The 16,981-nt window shown below is 62.6% G+C and carries 17 protein-coding genes; 12 read left to right on the plus strand and 5 right to left on the minus strand.

Annotation, left to right across the window (positions count from 1 at the left end):
- Positions 1–13 precede the first annotated feature (13 nt).
- The 5 genes from clpA (at position 14) to AC2S2E_RS03655 (ending at position 4,903) form a co-directional block, all read left to right on the plus strand.
- The gene (clpA, locus tag AC2S2E_RS03635; protein ID WP_486523733.1) at positions 14–2,422 is read left to right on the plus strand and encodes an ATP-dependent Clp protease ATP-binding subunit ClpA; all 2,409 of its coding nucleotides are present in this window, start codon (positions 14–16) and stop codon (positions 2,420–2,422) included.
- Between the two features lie 94 nt (positions 2,423–2,516).
- Positions 2,517–3,524, plus strand: coding sequence for a porphobilinogen synthase (gene hemB, locus AC2S2E_RS03640; protein WP_486523734.1), 1,008 nt, complete (start codon positions 2,517–2,519; stop codon positions 3,522–3,524).
- Positions 3,517–4,053 carry a GNAT family N-acetyltransferase gene (locus AC2S2E_RS03645; RefSeq protein ID WP_486523735.1) on the plus strand — a complete coding sequence of 179 codons (537 nt, stop codon included), beginning with the start codon at positions 3,517–3,519 and terminating at the stop codon, positions 4,051–4,053. Before hemB ends, AC2S2E_RS03645 begins: the two co-directional genes overlap by 8 nt.
- 9 nt (positions 4,054–4,062) lie before the next feature.
- Positions 4,063–4,635 (plus strand): gamma carbonic anhydrase family protein, encoded by a 573-nt coding sequence (locus AC2S2E_RS03650; protein ID WP_486523736.1) that lies wholly within the window; start codon positions 4,063–4,065, stop codon positions 4,633–4,635.
- Positions 4,622–4,903 (plus strand): DUF167 domain-containing protein, encoded by a 282-nt coding sequence (locus AC2S2E_RS03655; RefSeq protein ID WP_476106878.1) that lies wholly within the window; start codon positions 4,622–4,624, stop codon positions 4,901–4,903. Before AC2S2E_RS03650 ends, AC2S2E_RS03655 begins: the two co-directional genes overlap by 14 nt.
- Here AC2S2E_RS03655 and AC2S2E_RS03660 read toward each other — a convergent pair.
- The 3 genes from AC2S2E_RS03660 to AC2S2E_RS03670 form a co-directional block, all read right to left on the minus strand.
- Positions 4,893–5,516, minus strand: a complete 624-nt coding sequence (locus AC2S2E_RS03660; protein WP_486523737.1) for a YoaK family protein — start codon at positions 5,514–5,516, stop codon at positions 4,893–4,895. The two genes, AC2S2E_RS03655 and AC2S2E_RS03660, sit on opposite strands and share 11 nt — an antisense overlap.
- Entirely contained in the window at positions 5,517–5,948 is a 432-nt protein-coding gene (locus AC2S2E_RS03665; RefSeq protein WP_486523738.1) for a group II truncated hemoglobin, read from the minus strand. It abuts the gene before it with no gap.
- Between the two features lie 74 nt (positions 5,949–6,022).
- Positions 6,023–7,549 (minus strand): peptidoglycan DD-metalloendopeptidase family protein, encoded by a 1,527-nt coding sequence (locus AC2S2E_RS03670; protein ID WP_486523739.1) that lies wholly within the window; start codon positions 7,547–7,549, stop codon positions 6,023–6,025.
- A 151-nt stretch (positions 7,550–7,700) separates the two neighbouring features.
- Here AC2S2E_RS03670 and AC2S2E_RS03675 point away from each other — a divergent pair, with 151 nt between their 5' ends.
- From AC2S2E_RS03675 to AC2S2E_RS03695, 5 genes are all read left to right on the plus strand, one after another.
- A complete protein-coding gene (locus AC2S2E_RS03675) occupies positions 7,701–10,280 on the plus strand; it encodes a helicase-related protein (protein WP_486523740.1) in 2,580 nt (859 codons plus the stop codon).
- Between the two features lie 5 nt (positions 10,281–10,285).
- The gene (locus tag AC2S2E_RS03680) at positions 10,286–10,600 is read left to right on the plus strand and encodes an RNA-binding S4 domain-containing protein (RefSeq protein ID WP_476106870.1); all 315 of its coding nucleotides are present in this window, start codon (positions 10,286–10,288) and stop codon (positions 10,598–10,600) included.
- Entirely contained in the window at positions 10,597–10,935 is a 339-nt protein-coding gene (gene fdxA / locus AC2S2E_RS03685) for a ferredoxin FdxA (protein WP_172340052.1), read from the plus strand. Before AC2S2E_RS03680 ends, fdxA begins: the two co-directional genes overlap by 4 nt.
- Before the next feature lie 343 nt (positions 10,936–11,278).
- Positions 11,279–11,809, plus strand: coding sequence for a CarD family transcriptional regulator (locus tag AC2S2E_RS03690; RefSeq protein WP_476106868.1), 531 nt, complete (start codon positions 11,279–11,281; stop codon positions 11,807–11,809).
- Between the two features lie 157 nt (positions 11,810–11,966).
- The gene (locus tag AC2S2E_RS03695) at positions 11,967–12,704 is read left to right on the plus strand and encodes a head GIN domain-containing protein (RefSeq protein ID WP_476106866.1); all 738 of its coding nucleotides are present in this window, start codon (positions 11,967–11,969) and stop codon (positions 12,702–12,704) included.
- Positions 12,705–12,736: 32 nt separating this feature from the next.
- On the opposite strand, the gene AC2S2E_RS03700 is transcribed toward AC2S2E_RS03695, so the two are convergent.
- On the minus strand, positions 12,737–13,687 hold the full coding sequence (locus tag AC2S2E_RS03700; RefSeq protein WP_486523741.1) for an L-threonylcarbamoyladenylate synthase: 951 nt from the start codon (positions 13,685–13,687) through the stop codon (positions 12,737–12,739).
- A 67-nt stretch (positions 13,688–13,754) separates the two neighbouring features.
- On the opposite strand from AC2S2E_RS03700, the gene AC2S2E_RS03705 reads away from it, so the two are divergent.
- On the plus strand, positions 13,755–14,594 hold the full coding sequence (locus tag AC2S2E_RS03705; protein WP_486523743.1) for an ATP-binding protein: 840 nt from the start codon (positions 13,755–13,757) through the stop codon (positions 14,592–14,594).
- Positions 14,595–14,817: 223 nt separating this feature from the next.
- Here AC2S2E_RS03705 and AC2S2E_RS03710 read toward each other — a convergent pair whose 3' ends face one another.
- The gene (locus AC2S2E_RS03710; RefSeq protein ID WP_486523744.1) at positions 14,818–16,299 is read right to left on the minus strand and encodes a PQQ-dependent sugar dehydrogenase; all 1,482 of its coding nucleotides are present in this window, start codon (positions 16,297–16,299) and stop codon (positions 14,818–14,820) included.
- A gap of 89 nt (positions 16,300–16,388) precedes the next feature.
- Between AC2S2E_RS03710 and AC2S2E_RS03715 the strand changes: the two genes are divergently transcribed.
- A complete protein-coding gene (locus tag AC2S2E_RS03715; protein ID WP_486523745.1) occupies positions 16,389–16,877 on the plus strand; it encodes a GAF domain-containing protein in 489 nt (162 codons plus the stop codon).
- Positions 16,878–16,981 lie beyond the last annotated feature (104 nt).

Here is a 16,981-nt window from a genome sequence, read left to right on the forward strand (position 1 = left end):
GAAAGCGCGATCAATGCCCAGTTTCGCCCAAAGTCTTGAAAAGACCCTCCACGCCGCGCTGAGTCAGGCGTCGGAGCGCAGCCATGAATATGCAACGCTGGAGCATCTCCTGCTGGCGTTGATCGACGATCCTGATGCGTCGCAGGTGATGATCGCCTGCGGTGTGGATCTGGGCGATCTGGCCGAGGCGGTGAAGCAGTATCTTGATCAGGAATATCAGTCGCTCAAAACCAAGGAAAAGGGCGACCCGGCCCCGACCGCCGGTTTCCAGCGCGTGATCCAGCGCGCGATCCTGCATGTGCAGTCGAGCGGCAAGGACACCGTCACCGGCGCCAATGTGCTGGTCGCGCTGTTTTCCGAACGCGATTCCTATGCGGTCTATTTCCTGCAACAACAGGATATGAGCCGTCTGGATGCCGTTTCCTTTATCAGCCACGGAATCGGCAAGGGCGGCAAGAAGATCGAGGACAAGAGCCCCAAGGGCGCCGAAGCCGAAGAACCGCGTCAGGAAGAAAAGCAGGAAACCAAGTCGTCCAACAATGCCAACAAGAAGGATTCGGCGCTCGACCAGTTCTGCGTCAATCTGAATGACAAGGCATTGGGCGGCAAGGTCGACCCGCTGATCGGGCGCGGGCCAGAGGTGGACCGCACGATCCAGATCCTGTGCCGCCGTTCGAAGAACAACCCGCTGTACGTGGGTGATCCGGGCGTGGGCAAAACCGCGATTGCCGAAGGTCTTGCGCGCAAGATCGTCGAGGGCGAAGTGCCCGAAGTGCTGGCCAATGCGGTGATCTATTCGCTCGACATGGGCTCGCTGCTGGCGGGCACGCGTTATCGCGGTGATTTCGAGGAACGTCTGAAGCAGGTCGTTTCGGAACTCGAAAAAATGCCGCATGCGATCCTGTTCATCGACGAAATCCACACCGTCATCGGCGCCGGCGCGACCAGCGGCGGGGCGATGGATGCGTCCAACCTGCTCAAGCCCGCGCTTTCGGGCGGTTCGATCCGTTGCATCGGTTCGACGACCTATAAGGAATTCCGCAATCACTTCGAAAAGGACCGCGCCCTGCTGCGCCGGTTCCAGAAGATCGACGTGAACGAGCCTTCGGTCGAAGATACGATCAAGATCCTCAAGGGTCTGCGCACTGCGTTCGAGGATCACCACAAGGTCAAGTACACCCCCGGCGCGATCAAGTCGGCGGTGGAACTGTCCGCACGTTACATCAACGACCGCAAATTGCCCGACAAGGCGATCGACGTGATCGACGAAGTGGGCGCGATGCAGATGCTGGTGCCGCCGTCGAAGCGGAAAAAAACCATCACCGAACGCGAGATCGAAGCCGTCATCGCGACCATGGCCCGCATCCCGCCCAAATCGGTCAGCAAGGATGACCGCACCGTGCTCGAACATCTCGAACGCGATTTGAAGCGTCAGGTGTTCGGTCAGGACAAGGCCATCGAGGTCCTCTCGTCCGCGATGAAGCTGAGCCGCGCGGGCCTGCGCGATCCCGACAAGCCGATCGGCTGCTTCCTCTTCTCCGGCCCCACGGGCGTCGGCAAGACCGAAGTGTCCAAGCGCCTGTCGGAAATCATGGGCATTCCGCTGCAGCGTTTCGACATGTCGGAATATATGGAGCGCCATTCGGTCAGCCGTCTGATCGGTGCCCCTCCGGGCTATGTCGGTTTCGATCAGGGCGGTCTGCTCACCGATGCCATTGATCAGCAACCGCATTGCGTGCTGCTGCTCGACGAAATCGAAAAGGCCCACCCGGATCTGTTCAACATCCTGCTTCAGGTGATGGACAATGGCCGCCTGACCGATCACCACGGCAAGACGGTCGATTTCCGCAACGTGATCCTGATCATGACCACCAATGCGGGCGCATCCGACATGGCGCGCAGCGGCATCGGCTTTGGCGACATCTCCAAGGCGGATGCGGGCGACGAGGCGGTCAAGAACCTGTTCACGCCGGAATTCCGCAACCGCCTGGATGCCATCGTGCCCTTTGCCTATCTGGGCAAGGAAGTGGTCAGCCGCGTGGTGGACAAGTTCATCCTGCAACTCGAACTGCAACTGGCCGATCAGAACGTTCATATCCAGTTCGACGCCTCGGCGCGCGAATGGCTGGGTGATCGCGGCTATGACCGGCTTTATGGTGCGCGCCCGATGGCCCGCCTCATTCAGGACAAGGTCAAGCAACCGCTGGCCGAGGAACTGTTGTTCGGCAAGCTGGCCCATGGCGGCGAAGTCAATGTCACGGTCAAGGAAGGCGAAAACGGCAAGAGCGAACTGACGTTCCTGCTGGTGCCCGCCGCGCCGAAACTGGACGCGAAAAAGACGCCCAAGGGCAAGAAGAAGTCGAATGCGCAATCGGAAACCGGCGGCGAAACCGGCAATGAAACCGGGACCGAGAGCGAATAAGGCTATAAATCAATAAATTGGCGGGTGGGGCAAAACGTCCCGCCCCCCAATTGACTCTTTCCGTCACGCGCCAAGGGGTTTAGACCCTGCGCCCATGACCCAGACCATCCCCGCGCCCTTTCCCGCGCTTCGCCTGCGCCGCACCCGAGCCACCGGCTGGTCGCGCGCGCTTCATCGCGAAAACATCCTGACGCCCGCCGATCTGATCTGGCCCCTGTTCGTCACCGAAGGCACGGGCGTCGAAGACCCCATCGCCTCGCTGCCCGGTGTATCGCGCTGGAGCGTGGATGGCATCGTGGCGCGTGCCAAGGAGGCCGTGGCGCAGGGCATCCCGGTGCTGGCGCTCTTCCCCAACACCCAACCCGAACGCCGCAGCGAGGATGGCGCCGAGGCGCTTAACCCCGACAATCTGATGTGCCGCGCGATCAAGGCGATCAAGGACGCCTGCGGCGATGACATCGGCATCCTGACCGATGTCGCACTCGATCCTTATACCAGCCATGGTCAGGACGGATTGATCGACGATGCAGGCTATGTCCTGAACGACGCCACGGTCGAGGTGCTGGTGGGCCAGTCGCTCAATCAGGCCGCCGCGGGCGCCGACATCATCGCCCCGTCGGACATGATGGACGGCCGCATCGGCACGATTCGGCAGGCGCTGGAGGCCGCAAACCACCATAACGTCCAGATCATGTCCTATGCCGCCAAATATGCCAGCGCCTTTTACGGCCCGTTCCGCGATGCGGTGGGTTCGCGCGGGCTGCTGAAAGGCAATAAAAAGACCTATCAGATGGACCCGGCCAATGCCGAGGAAGCATTGCGCGAGGTCGCCGTCGATCTGGCCGAGGGCGCGGACAGCGTGATGGTCAAGCCGGGCCTGCCCTATCTGGACATTGCGATCCGGGTGAAGCAGCAGTTCGGCGTGCCGGTGTTCGCCTATCAGGTGTCGGGCGAATATGCGATGATCGAGGCCGCCGTGGCCGCGGGTGCCGCCGACCGTGACACGATGGTCCTGGAAACACTGCTGGCCTTCAAGCGGGCGGGATGCAGCGGGGTTTTGACCTATCACGCGCTGCATGCCGCACGTTTGATGAATGGATAATCTGCCGATCATCACGGATCGGCTGATCCTGCGCCCATGGCATGATGGCGACCGCGATGCCGCATGGGCCATGGCGCAGGACGCAGAAGTGATGCGCTACCTGCCCCCGCTGACGCGCGAGGGCAGCGATGCGATGATCGACCGGATGATGGCGATGCAGGCCGAGCATGGCCACACATTCTGGGTGATGGAGCGGCGAGCAGACGGCGCGTTCCTTGGCATGTGCGGTTTTTGCCCGCCCCGCCCGCCTTTGACCGAATATGAGATTGGCTGGCGTCTGGCCCGCGCCGCATGGGGTATGGGTTACGGCACAGAGGCCGCGCGCGCCGTGCTGGATTGGGCATGGACGCATCGCGACATGCCATCCATCGTGGCCATCACCACCCGTAAAAATGCCAAAAGCCGGGCGCTGATGGAGCGGATCGGCATGGCCTATGCTCCGTCCGAAGATTTCGATCATCCCGCGCTGCTGGAAACTGATCCCTTGCGTCCCCATGTTCTCTATCGCATTGCACGGCCAAAGAGCTGAGAGGACACCATGCGTTCAGACATCACCATCGCCCCGTTCAAGGGCATCTGGCCCCGGATTCATGACAGCGCCTTTATCGCGCCGGGATGTCGGATCATCGGCGATGTCGACATCGGGCCGGACGTCAGCATCTGGTACAATTGCGTGATCCGGGGCGATGCCAATACAATCCGCATCGGCGCGCGCAGCAATATTCAGGATGGCAGCGTCGTTCATTGCGACAGCCCCAAACCCGGCAGCCCCGATGGATTTCCCACCATCATCGGCGAGGACGTGCTGATCGGCCATATGGCGATGGTCCATGGCTGCACATTGATGGACCGTGCCTTTGTCGGATTGGGCGCGATTGTCATGGATGGCTGCGTGATCGAGGAAGACGCGATGCTGGCGGCGGGCGGCCTGCTCAGCCCGGCCAAGCGCATTCCCAGCCGCCAGATGTGGATCGGCCAACCGGCCCGTTATGCCCGCGAATTGGACGATGCCCAATTGGCCGATATGCAGCGGGGCGTTGCCGCCTATGTCCGCAACGGGCGCGAGCATAAGGCCGCGATCGATGCCATGATGGCGCATGGCGCGGCCTAAACTGGCCCTGCCCCCGGCTGATGCGATCCGCGCCTTGGTGGATGGCGAAGGCAGGCTGGCGGTGAAAGTGACGCCGGGCGCGCGCAGCGAAGGGCTGGAAATTGCCGAGGGCCGTTTGATGGTCAAGGTCCGCACCAAGCCCGAAGATGGCAAGGCGACCGCCGCCGTGATCGATCTGGTGGCGCAGGCGCTGGGCATAGCGGCAAGCCGGGTCACGCTGCTGCGCGGGGCGACTTCGCGGGAAAAGCTGCTTTCTATCAGCGGGTGATGCGATAGGCCGCGATGGTTCCGGCCAACGCCCATCCCGCGCCCAGCCACAGGCCCACCTGCGGCATGTGCATCCCCATCGCCGCCCCCGCAATCCCGCCCAGCACCAGCCCCAGCCACAGCGCCAGACTGGCCCCGGCGCCGGGCATCTTCTGTCCCTGCGCCGCCGCGCCCAGCGCCTGCCCCGCCTTGACCAGAGCGCCGGTGACATAGGTCAGCGCCAGCGTCCCTTCGCCATCACGCTGAAACGTGGCGTTAAGAGCGCCCATGGCCAGAACCAGCGCCCCTTGCGCCACAATCGTCCCCTGCGCCGCCGCACCCAACGCCAAGAGCGCACAAACCATGCCCAGCACCGCGACCTTGCGCGCCGCCCCCGCCCGCGCCGCCACGACCGTACCCAGCGCCACGCCCAGCACAAAACCAAGGATCAGCCCCGCAGGCACCAGCGCGCGATGCAGGTGGGTGACCATATCGACCGCCATGCGCGTCGAATTGCCCGACATAAAGGATATGAAATAGCCGCCATTGGCGACAAAACCGCTCGCATCGACAAATCCGGCCAGCCCGGAAAGCGCAATGGCCAAACGCCGACGAGAGCGGTCCAGCCTGTGCATTCAGCCTGCTGTTTTGCCTTTGACCGGCACCATCGACGCCGCGATTTCTTCCAGAACCCCCGCCATCGCGTCGGCCATCACACGGTCCGCAGGCGCCACATCGGCAATCGCGCGGCGCATGGCGGCGCCCCATTGGTCGGCGGTGTTTTGGGCGATGGGCATGGCGCGATGCATACTCATCATACATTTGCCCGATGCGAACCAGTCACGCGGACCGCCCGACCAACCGATCAGGAATCCGGCAAGACTTTCACGCATCGGATCGAGATTATCCGCATGCATCGCCCGCAAATCGGCATAGGCCGGGTCACTTTCCATCAGATCGTAAAAGCGGTTGGCAATCGCCCTGATCACTTCGCCCCCGCCCAACCTTTCATAGGGCGTCTTGCGGGCGATAACTTCGTCCTGAACCTGTTCCTCGGCCTGACTCACGCGGTGAAATCCTCATACAACGGGGGCAATTTCATCACCTTGCCACCGGTTTGCATAGGGGGATTTGACCCGGATCAATAATTTGCCCGCGACGGCCCCCGCGACGATAAGGCGTTAACCGAGGACATCGCCATTTGCGCGCCCACCGGACCTCCCACTGGCCCCAGCCCCGCCGATGGTTTCACGTGAAGCACTTGAGCAAGGCGGGCGCGAAAGGCGGCCTGTTCCTGTTTGTCGACGCCTGCGCGCACGGTAAAGCTGACCGACATGGGATCGACCGGGGCGCCGGCGCGAAACACCTCGTAATGCAGATGCGGCCCGGTCGACAGGCCGGTCGAGCCGACATAGCCGATCACCTGTCCTGCCCGCACCCGCATACCCGATGCGACGGCGAAGCGGCTGAGATGGCCATAGCCGGTCGATACCGCACCGCCATGGTCCAATCGGATGTAATTGCCATGCCCGCCATGCGGCCCGACGAAATTGACCACCGCATCGGCCACAGCATAGACCGGCGCGCCCCATGGCGCGGCCAGATCGGTGCCCGAATGCATCCGCGCAAACCCAAGGACCGGGTGCAGCCGCAGGCCAAAGCTCGAACTGATCCGCGCGCCCGCCACCGGCATGATCAGCGCCTGCGTCTCGCGCTGGGCCGCCATGTCGGAGGCGTCATAGAATTGCATGTCGCGCCCTTTGCCCCAGCGCAGCAATTGCTTGGCCATATGCCCGCCCTGTTCAATCGCGGCATATTGCAGGTCGCCCACCTCGACCTGTCCATCAGGGGCGCGTTTGTAATCGAGCACCATGTCGAACACATCGCCCTGATGCACTTCATCCAGGCTGAGATGTGCGTCAATCGCGGCAAGGAATTGCTGGATCGCCTTCATCGGCGCACCGGCGGCGCGGGCGGCGCGATAGACGCTGCTGCCCGCAACGCCGCGAATGCGCAAAGGCGTGGCGTCCACCGGTAAATCGTGGCGCGACACGGCAAAGCCATCCCCCGCCCGCGTCGCCGTCAAGTCCAGATCGAAACGCGCACGCACCGTCAGGCTCTCCAACGGGCGGGGCAAACCCGGCGCGGCGGCCTGTCCCAGATGCAGCGCGAAACGCGTGCCCGGCGCGATGTCGGCCAAAGGTACCACCCCCGCCACGGCCGCGCGCACCGCGTTGTTATCGGCGGCCGAAACCCCCGCGCGCGACAGCATCGCCCCGACATCATCCTGTCCGGCCAAGGTCAGGGTCAGATCCAGGCTGGGCCTTTCGGGCGCCTGCGCCAAGGGCACGAGCCGCGAGGTTGGTCCCATCCTTTGCCCGGTATCGCCGCCATAGAGCAGCGGTTGCACGGTCTGGCTGTGCCATTGTTCCTGTGCGGTCGCGTCCATCATCTGGGGGTCGCCCATGCGGATCGCGGGCAATCCGGGCCACAGGCTGATGGCAAAACCGATCCCGCCCAGCATCACCGCCAACCCGCGATACCAACGCGGCGTGCCGATGTCATGGGCCAGATCAGGCGCAAAATCGAACCGGCCCAGCACGCCTTTTGCACGCGCCACCAGCGCCATGGGCGAGGCAACAGAGGTGGGAATAGCGCGGCTTGCCATGGAGGCCTTTGAAAAAGAGATTCGTAGCCATCCCTCCCTGACGCAAGAGGGTTAATACAACGCTTAGAACTGTGGCCTTTTTGGTCCTTGTCGACCCCATTGCGACGAACAGCCCTTGCGGCCCATGCCGCGCTTTGCCACATTCGGGTCAATGTCTTTCACCGCAAACCTGCGCGGACTATCGCGCGCGCATCAGTCCCACGATGGCCGGGTCAAGGCCGTGCTTGGCCCCACGAATACGGGCAAGACCCATCTGGCGATCGAGCGTCTTTGCGCCCATTCATCAGGCGCCATCGGCTTTCCGCTGCGGCTATTGGCGCGTGAGGTTTACGAAAAAGTCTGCGCGATCAAGGGGGTGGAACATGTCGCGCTGATCACTGGCGAGGAGCGGATAGAGCCGCCCGGTGCGCGATGGTTGCTGTGTACGGTCGAGGCTATGCCCGTCAGAGGAGGATCGAAACAAGGCGCGAATGCGCGTTTCACCGACCTCGCCTTTGTCGCGATTGACGAGATCCAATTGTGCGGCGACCGCGACCGGGGCCATATTTTCACCGACCGCCTGCTGCACGCCCGCGGGCGAGAGGAAACCATGCTGCTCGGCTCATCGGTGATGGAGCCGATGGTGCGCGCCCTTGTGCCCGAGGCCGAGATTGTCAGCCGCCCGCGCTTTTCCACGCTCAGCCATTCGGGGGCGAAGAAACTGTCCCGCGTGCCCCCGCGCAGCGCCATCGTCGCGTTCAGCGCTGAGCAGGTTTACGCCGTGGCCGAAATGCTGCGCCGGTTTCGCGGCGGGGCGGCGGTAGTGATGGGCGCGCTGTCCCCCGAAACCCGCAACCGACAGGTCGCGCTCTATCAATCGGGCGAGGTCGATTATCTGGTGGCCACCGACGCCATCGGCATGGGGCTGAACCTGGACATTACCCATGTCGCGTTTGCGGGCCTGTCGAAATATGACGGGGTGCGTCAACGCCGCCTGCTGCCCACGGAAATGGCCCAGATTGCCGGGCGCGCCGGGCGGCATCAACGGGATGGCACATTCGGCACTCTGGCGGGGACCGGGGGGCATGATGCGGAATTTTCCGATGAAGAAATCTACGCCATCGAGGAACACCGCTTTGCCCCTCTGGCCAAGCTCTTCTGGCGCGAATCGGATTTAAGCTTTGATTCGGTGGCCCGCCTGATCGACTCGCTCGAACGGCCCCCGGCGAAGGCGGAACTGATCGCCGCGCCCCAGGCAATCGATCTGGCGGTGCTCAAACGGCTTGCCGAAGACCCCGAAATTGCGCCGGGCGTGCGCGGCGCCGGACTGGTGCGCCGCTTTTGGGAGGCCTGCTCGCTGCCCGATTTCCGACAGCAGGGGGCCGAAACCCACGCCCGCTTTGTCGCCAAATTGTGGTCCGAATTGCGCAGCGGGCCGTTGGGCGCGGACACCGCCCCGCGCGCCATCGCGCAACTGGACAATACGCAGGGCGATATTGACACGTTGCAGGGCCGGATCGCGGCGGTGCGTTCATGGTCCTATATTTGCCAGCGGCCCGATTGGGTGATGGCCCGCGACGAAATGGCCGCCCGCGCCCGCGAGGTGGAATCGCGCCTGTCGGATGCTCTCCACGCCCGTTTGACCGAGCGTTTCGTCAATCGGCGCACGACCGTTCTGATGCGCAAGCTGGGGCCGGATGCGGGCCTGCTCTCGGTCGCGATGGAGGGCGATGATGTGCTGGTCGAAGGGGAAAAGATTGGCGAGCTGACCGGCTTTGCCTTTCGGGTTGACCCTTCGGCGCGGCATGAAGATGCGCGATTGCTTCAGGCGGCGGCGGAAAAACATCTGACCGATCTGTTGAGCAAGCGGGCGGGCGAATTGATCGCGGCGTTGAGCGCGGGCCAAGCCGATGTGGTGATGGAGGGTGAAAAGATCCTCTGGCGCGGCCATCCTCTGGCCCGGATCGCCAAGGGGCGGGCTTTGCTCAATCCCACGCTGACCCCCGCGCATGTGCTGGACCGTTTGCCCGCGACATTGCGCGGTGAATTGATGGCGGGATTGTCGGCATGGCTGGCGCATCGGTGGAAACCTTTGGCGCCGCTGGCCGCAATGGAGGCGGCCAGTCTGGAGCCGGGAAGCGGTTCGGACCTGCGCGCACTGTTGATCCGCATGATCGAAGGGGGCGGGATGGTCGATCGCGCGGTTTCAGGCGTCGAAAAACTGACCGGGCCACAGCGTGACATTTTGCGCAAGCTGGGCGTGCGGATCGGGCCGCTCGACATTTTTCACCCGGCGATGGTCAAGGCCGCGCCATTGGAATTGTGGCAATCGGCAACGGGCAAATCGGGCATCATTGCCCATCCGATGGCCCCGGTATTGAAACCCAAGGACAAGGCACCCCCGCTGGCCTATCGCCGTTTGGGCAACGAAGCGCTGCGCATCGACCGCGCCGACCGCCTGTTGCGCGAGGCCCATGCCCGTCGCAAGGCGGGCGGCAAGGCGCCCTTTACCCTCGATCCGGCCGAGGCGGTCAAGATCGGCCTGTCGACGCGGGCCTATGCCCATCTGCTGCGTCTGGCCGGGTTTCGCCCGATCATGCCGCGCGTTTTGCCCGATAATGTCTTTGGTCCCACCACGCCCCTCGTCTGGCGCTGGCAACCGCCCCGGCGTGAGACCGAGGCGTCGAGCCGGCAACAGGCCGCCATGGATGCCGACAGCCCCTTTGCGGCTCTGGCCTCGCTGGTGGCATAGGCGTCATGCGGATCGACAAACTCCTCTGGTTTCTGCGCTTTGCCAAAACGCGAGGGCAGGCGCAGGAATGGGTCGAACAGGGCCATATCCGCCGTAACGGGCAACGGATTGAACGCTGCTCCGCCTCGGTGGCGTTGGGCGATGTGCTGGTGTTGCCGGTGCCGTCGGGGGTGCGCGTTATCCGCGTGACGGAGATGCCATTGCGCCGCGGACCACCATTAGAAGCACAAAGCTGCTATCAGGTGCTTGACGACACCCGCCCTTCCCCACTAGCAGCGGGTGGAGTTTATTCTTCATCGAAAGGGGATTTGCAGCCATGACCTATGTCGTTACTGACGCCTGCATCCGCTGCAAATACATGGATTGCGTGGAAGTTTGCCCGGTTGACGCCTTTTACGAAGGCGAAAACATGCTGGTGATCAACCCCAGCGAATGTATCGACTGCGGCGTTTGCGAACCGGAATGCCCGGCCGAAGCCATCCTTCCCGACACCGAAAGCGGTCTGGAACAGTGGCTCGAGCTGAACACCAAGTACAGCGCCGAATGGCCCAACATCACGACCAAGAAGGATTCGCCCGCCGACGCCGACGAATTCAAGGGCGTTGAAGGCAAGTTCGAAAAGCTGTTCTCTGAAGCGCCGGGCGAAGGCGACTAAGAGAAACGCCGGGGGCGAATCACCCCCCGGTTGGCATTTTTGAGTGCCAGAATGAGAAAATTTTGTTGCCAGAGGCTGGGGTTGCGATAAACGCACCGCTGGCCTCTGGTAATTTTGTTACAGGCGTGCTATATAATACGTCAGTCGCGACAGGCTGCGTATGTCTTGGCCTGTCGTCATCACCAAAAACCGGGTCGAACCCCCTGACCATGAAAGGCGTCGTTACAGCACACGGTTGATGTTTCGCATCACACCGCCGCAAAAGCTCATCACTTTTGCGCGGATTTGCGAAAACGCCGTGATCCTCTCCATGCTGTCAACGGGCCGAGTGAAAGGACGATAGATGACCGCCAAGGCGCACGCCTTCGATGTTGGAGATTACGTCGTTTACCCCAAGCACGGCGTTGGCCGGGTGATCGAACTGCTGGAGCAGGAGATCGCGGGTATGAAGCTGGAACTGTATGTCCTGCGCTTTGAAAAAGAGCGGATGACCCTGCGCGTTCCGGTTAACAAGGTCGAAGCTATCGGCATGCGCAAATTGTCCTCGGACAAGACGTTGCGTGAAGCGATGGATACGCTCAAGGGCAAGCCCAAGGTCAAGCGCACCATGTGGTCGCGCCGCGCCCAGGAATATGAAGCGAAGATCAACTCCGGCGATCTGGTTTCGATTGCCGAAGTGACCCGCGACCTGTTCCGCGCCGACGATCAGCCCGAGCAGTCCTATTCGGAACGCCAGATCTTTGAAGCCGCCTCCAGCCGCCTTGCGCGCGAACTGGCCGCGATGGAAAAGACCGACGAACCGGCCGCTCTGAAAAAGATCCTCGCGATTTTGAACGAGTATGCGCCCAAGTATTACGAAGCCGCCGCGGTTTGATCCGCCGGCCTGTATCGGGCTTAAACGTAATGGGTTGAAGAGGGGCTGCCCGATGGGGCGGCCCCTTTTTCGTTGGGGGTTTCGATTCCGGCTTTCCTTGCGGTGCTTGGTGTATTATATCACCAACACACAAGATGCCGCAAACGGGAGACGCCCCATGGATTTCCGCAAGATCGCCTCTGCCTTTGCCCCGGTGATGGCCATCGGCATGACCGCCTTGATCACCGGATGCCACAATGCCGACATTTCCATCAACGGCGAGGCCGGCAAGCCGCTTTCCGAACTCGACCTGTCCGGCCCCGCGCCCGACAGCGTGGTTCTGCTTGGCCCCGATGTGGTCAAAATCGAACCGGGTGAAAAACTGGCCATCCGGCTTGAAGGCAACCCCGATCAGACCGACAGATTGCGCTTCACGCTCAAGGATGGAAAACTGGGCATTCTGCGCGATAAAAAAGGGTGGAGCAGCGGCGAATCCGTCACCGTATTGATCACGATGCCCGCGCCCAAATCCTTAACGATGGCCGGATCGGGCAAGATCACCGCCACCGCTTTGGCCCGCGATGCCGAGGTGACGATTGCCGGATCGGGCGATATCGACACGCCGCAGGTCAATGCCGACAGTCTGGACATCTCGATCGGCGGTTCGGGCACCTATCGCGGCGCGGGCCATGCCGCCGATCTGGAAGTGAATATCGCAGGGAGCGGCAGCGCCGAGATGGCGGCGCTGAAAGCCGACAAGGCCGATATTTCGATCCTGGGTTCGGGCGACGCGCAATTCGCCTCGGACGGGACGGTCAAGGCATCCATGATGGGATCGGGTTCGGTGCGCGTCAAAGGCCGCGCCAAATGCGAGGTCAGCTCGATGGGATCGGGCAAGCTGATCTGCGAACCTTGATCAGATCGGCGCCACCGCGCGGCGAGCCTTGATTATATTGGCGCCGCCGCGCGGCGCAGGCGGTCGTTGATCGCCGCGCCAATGCCTTCATCGGGGATCGGGGCAATCGCCACTTTCGCCTGCGGGGCATGGGATGCCTCGTGCAGCGCCGCGTAAAGCCGCGCAGCAGCCTCTGCAAGGTCACCAGAGCGCGAAAGCGAGTAATCGCCACCCTCTGAGCCAAAAGTGATGTAAAACTCCTCAGCGGCCTTCTGGGCGGCATTCAGGCGCACCGGCTTGCCCGGCGCGTAATGGCTGGTCATCTGGCCCGGCGCCTCGATGCCGCGATCCTCATGCACCTCCCCCTGCCCCAACACGGCGCACAGATCGGCCGAGGTGATCGGGCCGGGGCGCAGCACCTGCCACCCGCCATCGGGGCGCAGGGCGACAATCGTCGATTCAATCCCGGCCTTGCACGCTCCGCCATCGACGATGATCGACACCCGATCGCCCAGTGAATCCGCCACATGCTCCGCCACCGTCGGGCTGACCCCGCCGCTGCGATTGGCCGAAGGCGCGGCCAGCGGCAGGCCAGACTGGCGCAAAATCGCCTGCATTACCGGATGGGCCGGACAACGGATCGCCACCGTGGGCAATCCCGCCGTCACCGCCGCCGCCAAAGGCGCATCATCGCGGCGCGGCAAAACCATCGTCAACGGCCCCGGCCAGAACGCTGCCGCCAGCGCCCTTGCCCGATCATCCAGCACCGCCAGCGCCTCGGCCCCCGCCACATCGGGCACATGGACGATCAACGGGTTGAAATCAGGCCGCCCCTTGGCCCGATAGATCGAGGCCACCGCATCGACGCTGTCCGCCCGCGCGGCAAGGCCATAAACCGTTTCCGTCGGCACCGCGACAATTGCCCCGTCACGCAAAGCCTGCGCCGCCCGCATCAGATCGTCGGGCGAAGTGGTCACAATATGGGGAAGTCGATTGTCAGCCATACCCCTCCCGCTATAGCGCAAGATCGGCAAAGTCTATCTGGCAAAGTCTATCTGAAGGAATGAATCCATGGCCGATCAAGGCGACCCTCTGGCCCGCATCGCCGATGCTCTGGAACGCCTGGGAGCGCATTTTTGCCCCCCACCCCCGGCGGCGGCGGCGTGGCTGGACCATCCCGCCTATGTCTGGGACGGGCGCGCCGCGCGCGGGGTGGCGCGTCTGGACGCCCCCGAATTGCGCCTGCTTCAGGGGATCGAGCAGCAGAAAGAAGCGATTTCGGGCAATGTCATGCGCCTTGCCGCGGGCCATGCGGCCCATGACATGCTGCTGTGGGGTTCGCGCGGCATGGGCAAATCGGCTCTCGTGCGCGCCAGCGTGCTGGCCGCGTCAAAGGCGCACCCCGGCGCCATCGCTCTGGTTCAGGTGGCGCCCGATGCGCTGTCCTCGCTCTCGGGCCTGTTCGCGCTGCTGGGGCGGGTGGACCGGCAATTCCTCGTCTTCATCGACGATCTGGGCTTTGAAGAAGGCGACCTGTCCGGCCCCCGCGCCCTGCGCTCATGGCTCGAAGGGGGCGTAGAAGCGCGCCCCGCCAACGTCCGCCTTGCCGTCACATCAAACCGCCGCGCCATCGTCGGGCGCACTTTGGGCGAGCAGGACGACCCCATCAATCCGCGTGACGTCGTGGATGACAAACTGGCACTGGCCGACCGCTTCGGCCTCTCCATCGGATTTCACGCCTGTTCACAGGACGACTATCTGGCCATCATCTCGGGTTATGCCGCCGAACTGGGCCTCAGCTTTGAAGTGGGCGATGCTCTGGAATGGTCCAAGCGGCGCGGCAGCCGGTCGGGGCGTATCGCGTGGCATTATGTCAATGAATTGGCCGGGCGGGTTGGGCGCAGGATTTAAGGGGGTTTATGCGAGGGTCTAGACCCTCGCGCTCCCGTTACTGTCTGCGTGGCGGAACAAATCGACGACGGTTCAAAACACGCAACGTCAAAATGATAAAGCCTGCGGCGCCTTTATACCGGCGCCGCAGGCTTTAATTTCATCAAACCGACTTCGCCAACCAAGCACCACCCCATATTGGGATTGCAAAGGGCCCGCCGGAGGCAAATTCACTTCCGAAAAATCAATTCTCCCGAACCTTCTGATCGTCCTTGAACTTCAAACGATACTGAATTTCCGGATCGCCGTTGAGGTTCTTTTGCGGCGGCAGATGATCGACCACCACCGGCTTGATCGCCGCCGCAGGCGCCGCGCCCGGTGCGATCACGCGCCAGATGATCCCGGCCGTATCGTCGGACACCAGCAACGCGCCATCCTGGGCAAAATTCAGCCAGGTCGGGCGGCCATGCGTATCGCCATCGGGCTTCAGGAACCCGGTCAGCACCTTTTCGGGCAGGCCCTGCGGATTGCCATTGGCGTCAAAGCGGACAAAGACCACGTCATAGCCGGCGGCGGGCTTGCGGTTCCACGAACCGTGGCGGGCGATAAAGGCACCATTGGCGTAATGGCTGCCCATCTTCTCCCCGCCCTTTACAAAGGCCAGCCCGATCGGCGCAACATGCGGCCCAAGCGCATATTCAGGCTTGCGCACGTAATCGATCAGGAATTCCGGCATCTGGAATTCGGGCGTGTTCTGATAGACGCGATTGTCCTCAACCTTGCCCCAATAGAACCAAGGCCAGCCATAATGGGTGCCCACCGGCACATTGGTCAGGTAATCGGGCACCAGATCAGGGCCAAGCTGATCGCGCTCGTTCACCACAGCCCACAGTTCCTCGGTCGAGGGGTTCCAGGCCATGCCATTGGCGTTGCGGATACCCATCGCATAACGGCGCGCATGGCCGCTGCTCAGGTCGATTTCATAGATCGCGGCGCGACCTTCCTCGGCCTTTGGCCCGCGTTCGCCGATGTTCGAGGCCGAACCGATGGCCACGAACAGGTTCTTGCCATCGGGGCTGAGCAACAGGTTGCGCATCCAGTGGTTGCCCGCCGGCGGCAGATCCATCAGCTTCTTGGGCTCGCCCGTCAGGCTGGTCGTGCCGGGCTGATAATCAAAGGCCAGCACCGCATCATGGTTGGCGATGTAAAGCTTGCCATTGGCAAAGGCCATGCCCGAGGGCGAGGACAGCCCTTCGCGCAGGACAAAACGCTGATCGGCCTTGCCCGTCCCCTTGCTGTCGCGCAGCAGGACGATGCGGTTCGGGCTGGGATCGCCCGCGCCGACAAAGCTCATGAAGATGTTCTGGAAAAATCCGGTGATGCCGCCCGGCCCATTATCCTTGGGCGCGCCGGTTTCGGCCACCAGAACATCGCCATTGGGCAATGTCAGGATATTGCGCGGATGCTGCAAACCTTCGGCAAAGCGGGTGACGGTCAACCCCTGCGCGGCCACCGGCGCTTCATTGGCGCCCCAACCCACCGATTTGGCCAGACCGACGGTCGGAATGGTTTCTGGTTCGGGATCGACCAGCTTGGGATGGCGCCCTTCCATCTGTTCGATCGGCAATTTGGAAACATTGCCATGCGTCAGATAGGCAAAGCCACCGCCGCCAACCAGAACGACGGCACCAAGGACGAGAAGCGATTTGCGCAAAGTAGGGCTCATGCGCGTTGAGATAGGAGTTTGACGGGCCGCCCACAAGAGCCGAATGGTGACCCTTGGCGGGCGCGGTTTGGCGTATTACATCGTCGCCCATGTTTGACTTTTCCGCCTCATCCGACGCGCCCAAGGGCGAAATCTATCGTGAATTGTGCGAAGCCGCGCTGGCGCTGACCGCGGGCGAGAGCGACGGTGTGGCCAATATGGCCAATGTGGCGGCGCTGATCTGGCAATTCCTGCCCGAATTGAACTGGGCCGGGTTTTACCGCGCGGTGGACGATGAACTGGTGCTGGGGCCATTTATCGGCAAGCCTGCCTGCATCCGTATCCCTTTTGGCCGGGGCGTGTGCGGGGCGGCGGCCTCGTCCGGGGAAACGCAACTGGTGCCCGACGTTCACGCTTTTCCCGGCCATATCGCCTGCGATGCCGCCAGCGCTTCGGAACTGGTCGTGCCGGTGATGGTCGATGGGCGCGTGGTGGCCGTGATTGACCTCGACAGCCCGGTCAAAGCGCGATTCGATGCCGAGGATGCGGCCGGGATTGAGGCTTTGGCCAAGGTCATTGGTGGGGCGATTATCGGTTAACCTTGTAAACGCATAGTTTTACTTCATTAACCTTTTGCTTTGTGGTGTGGTTGCTTTCTGGTATTAACCTTTATGAACAAGCCTGCTGCTTGCCTCATGAAGGT

Source organism: Novosphingobium sp. 550D (genome assembly GCF_057401885.1).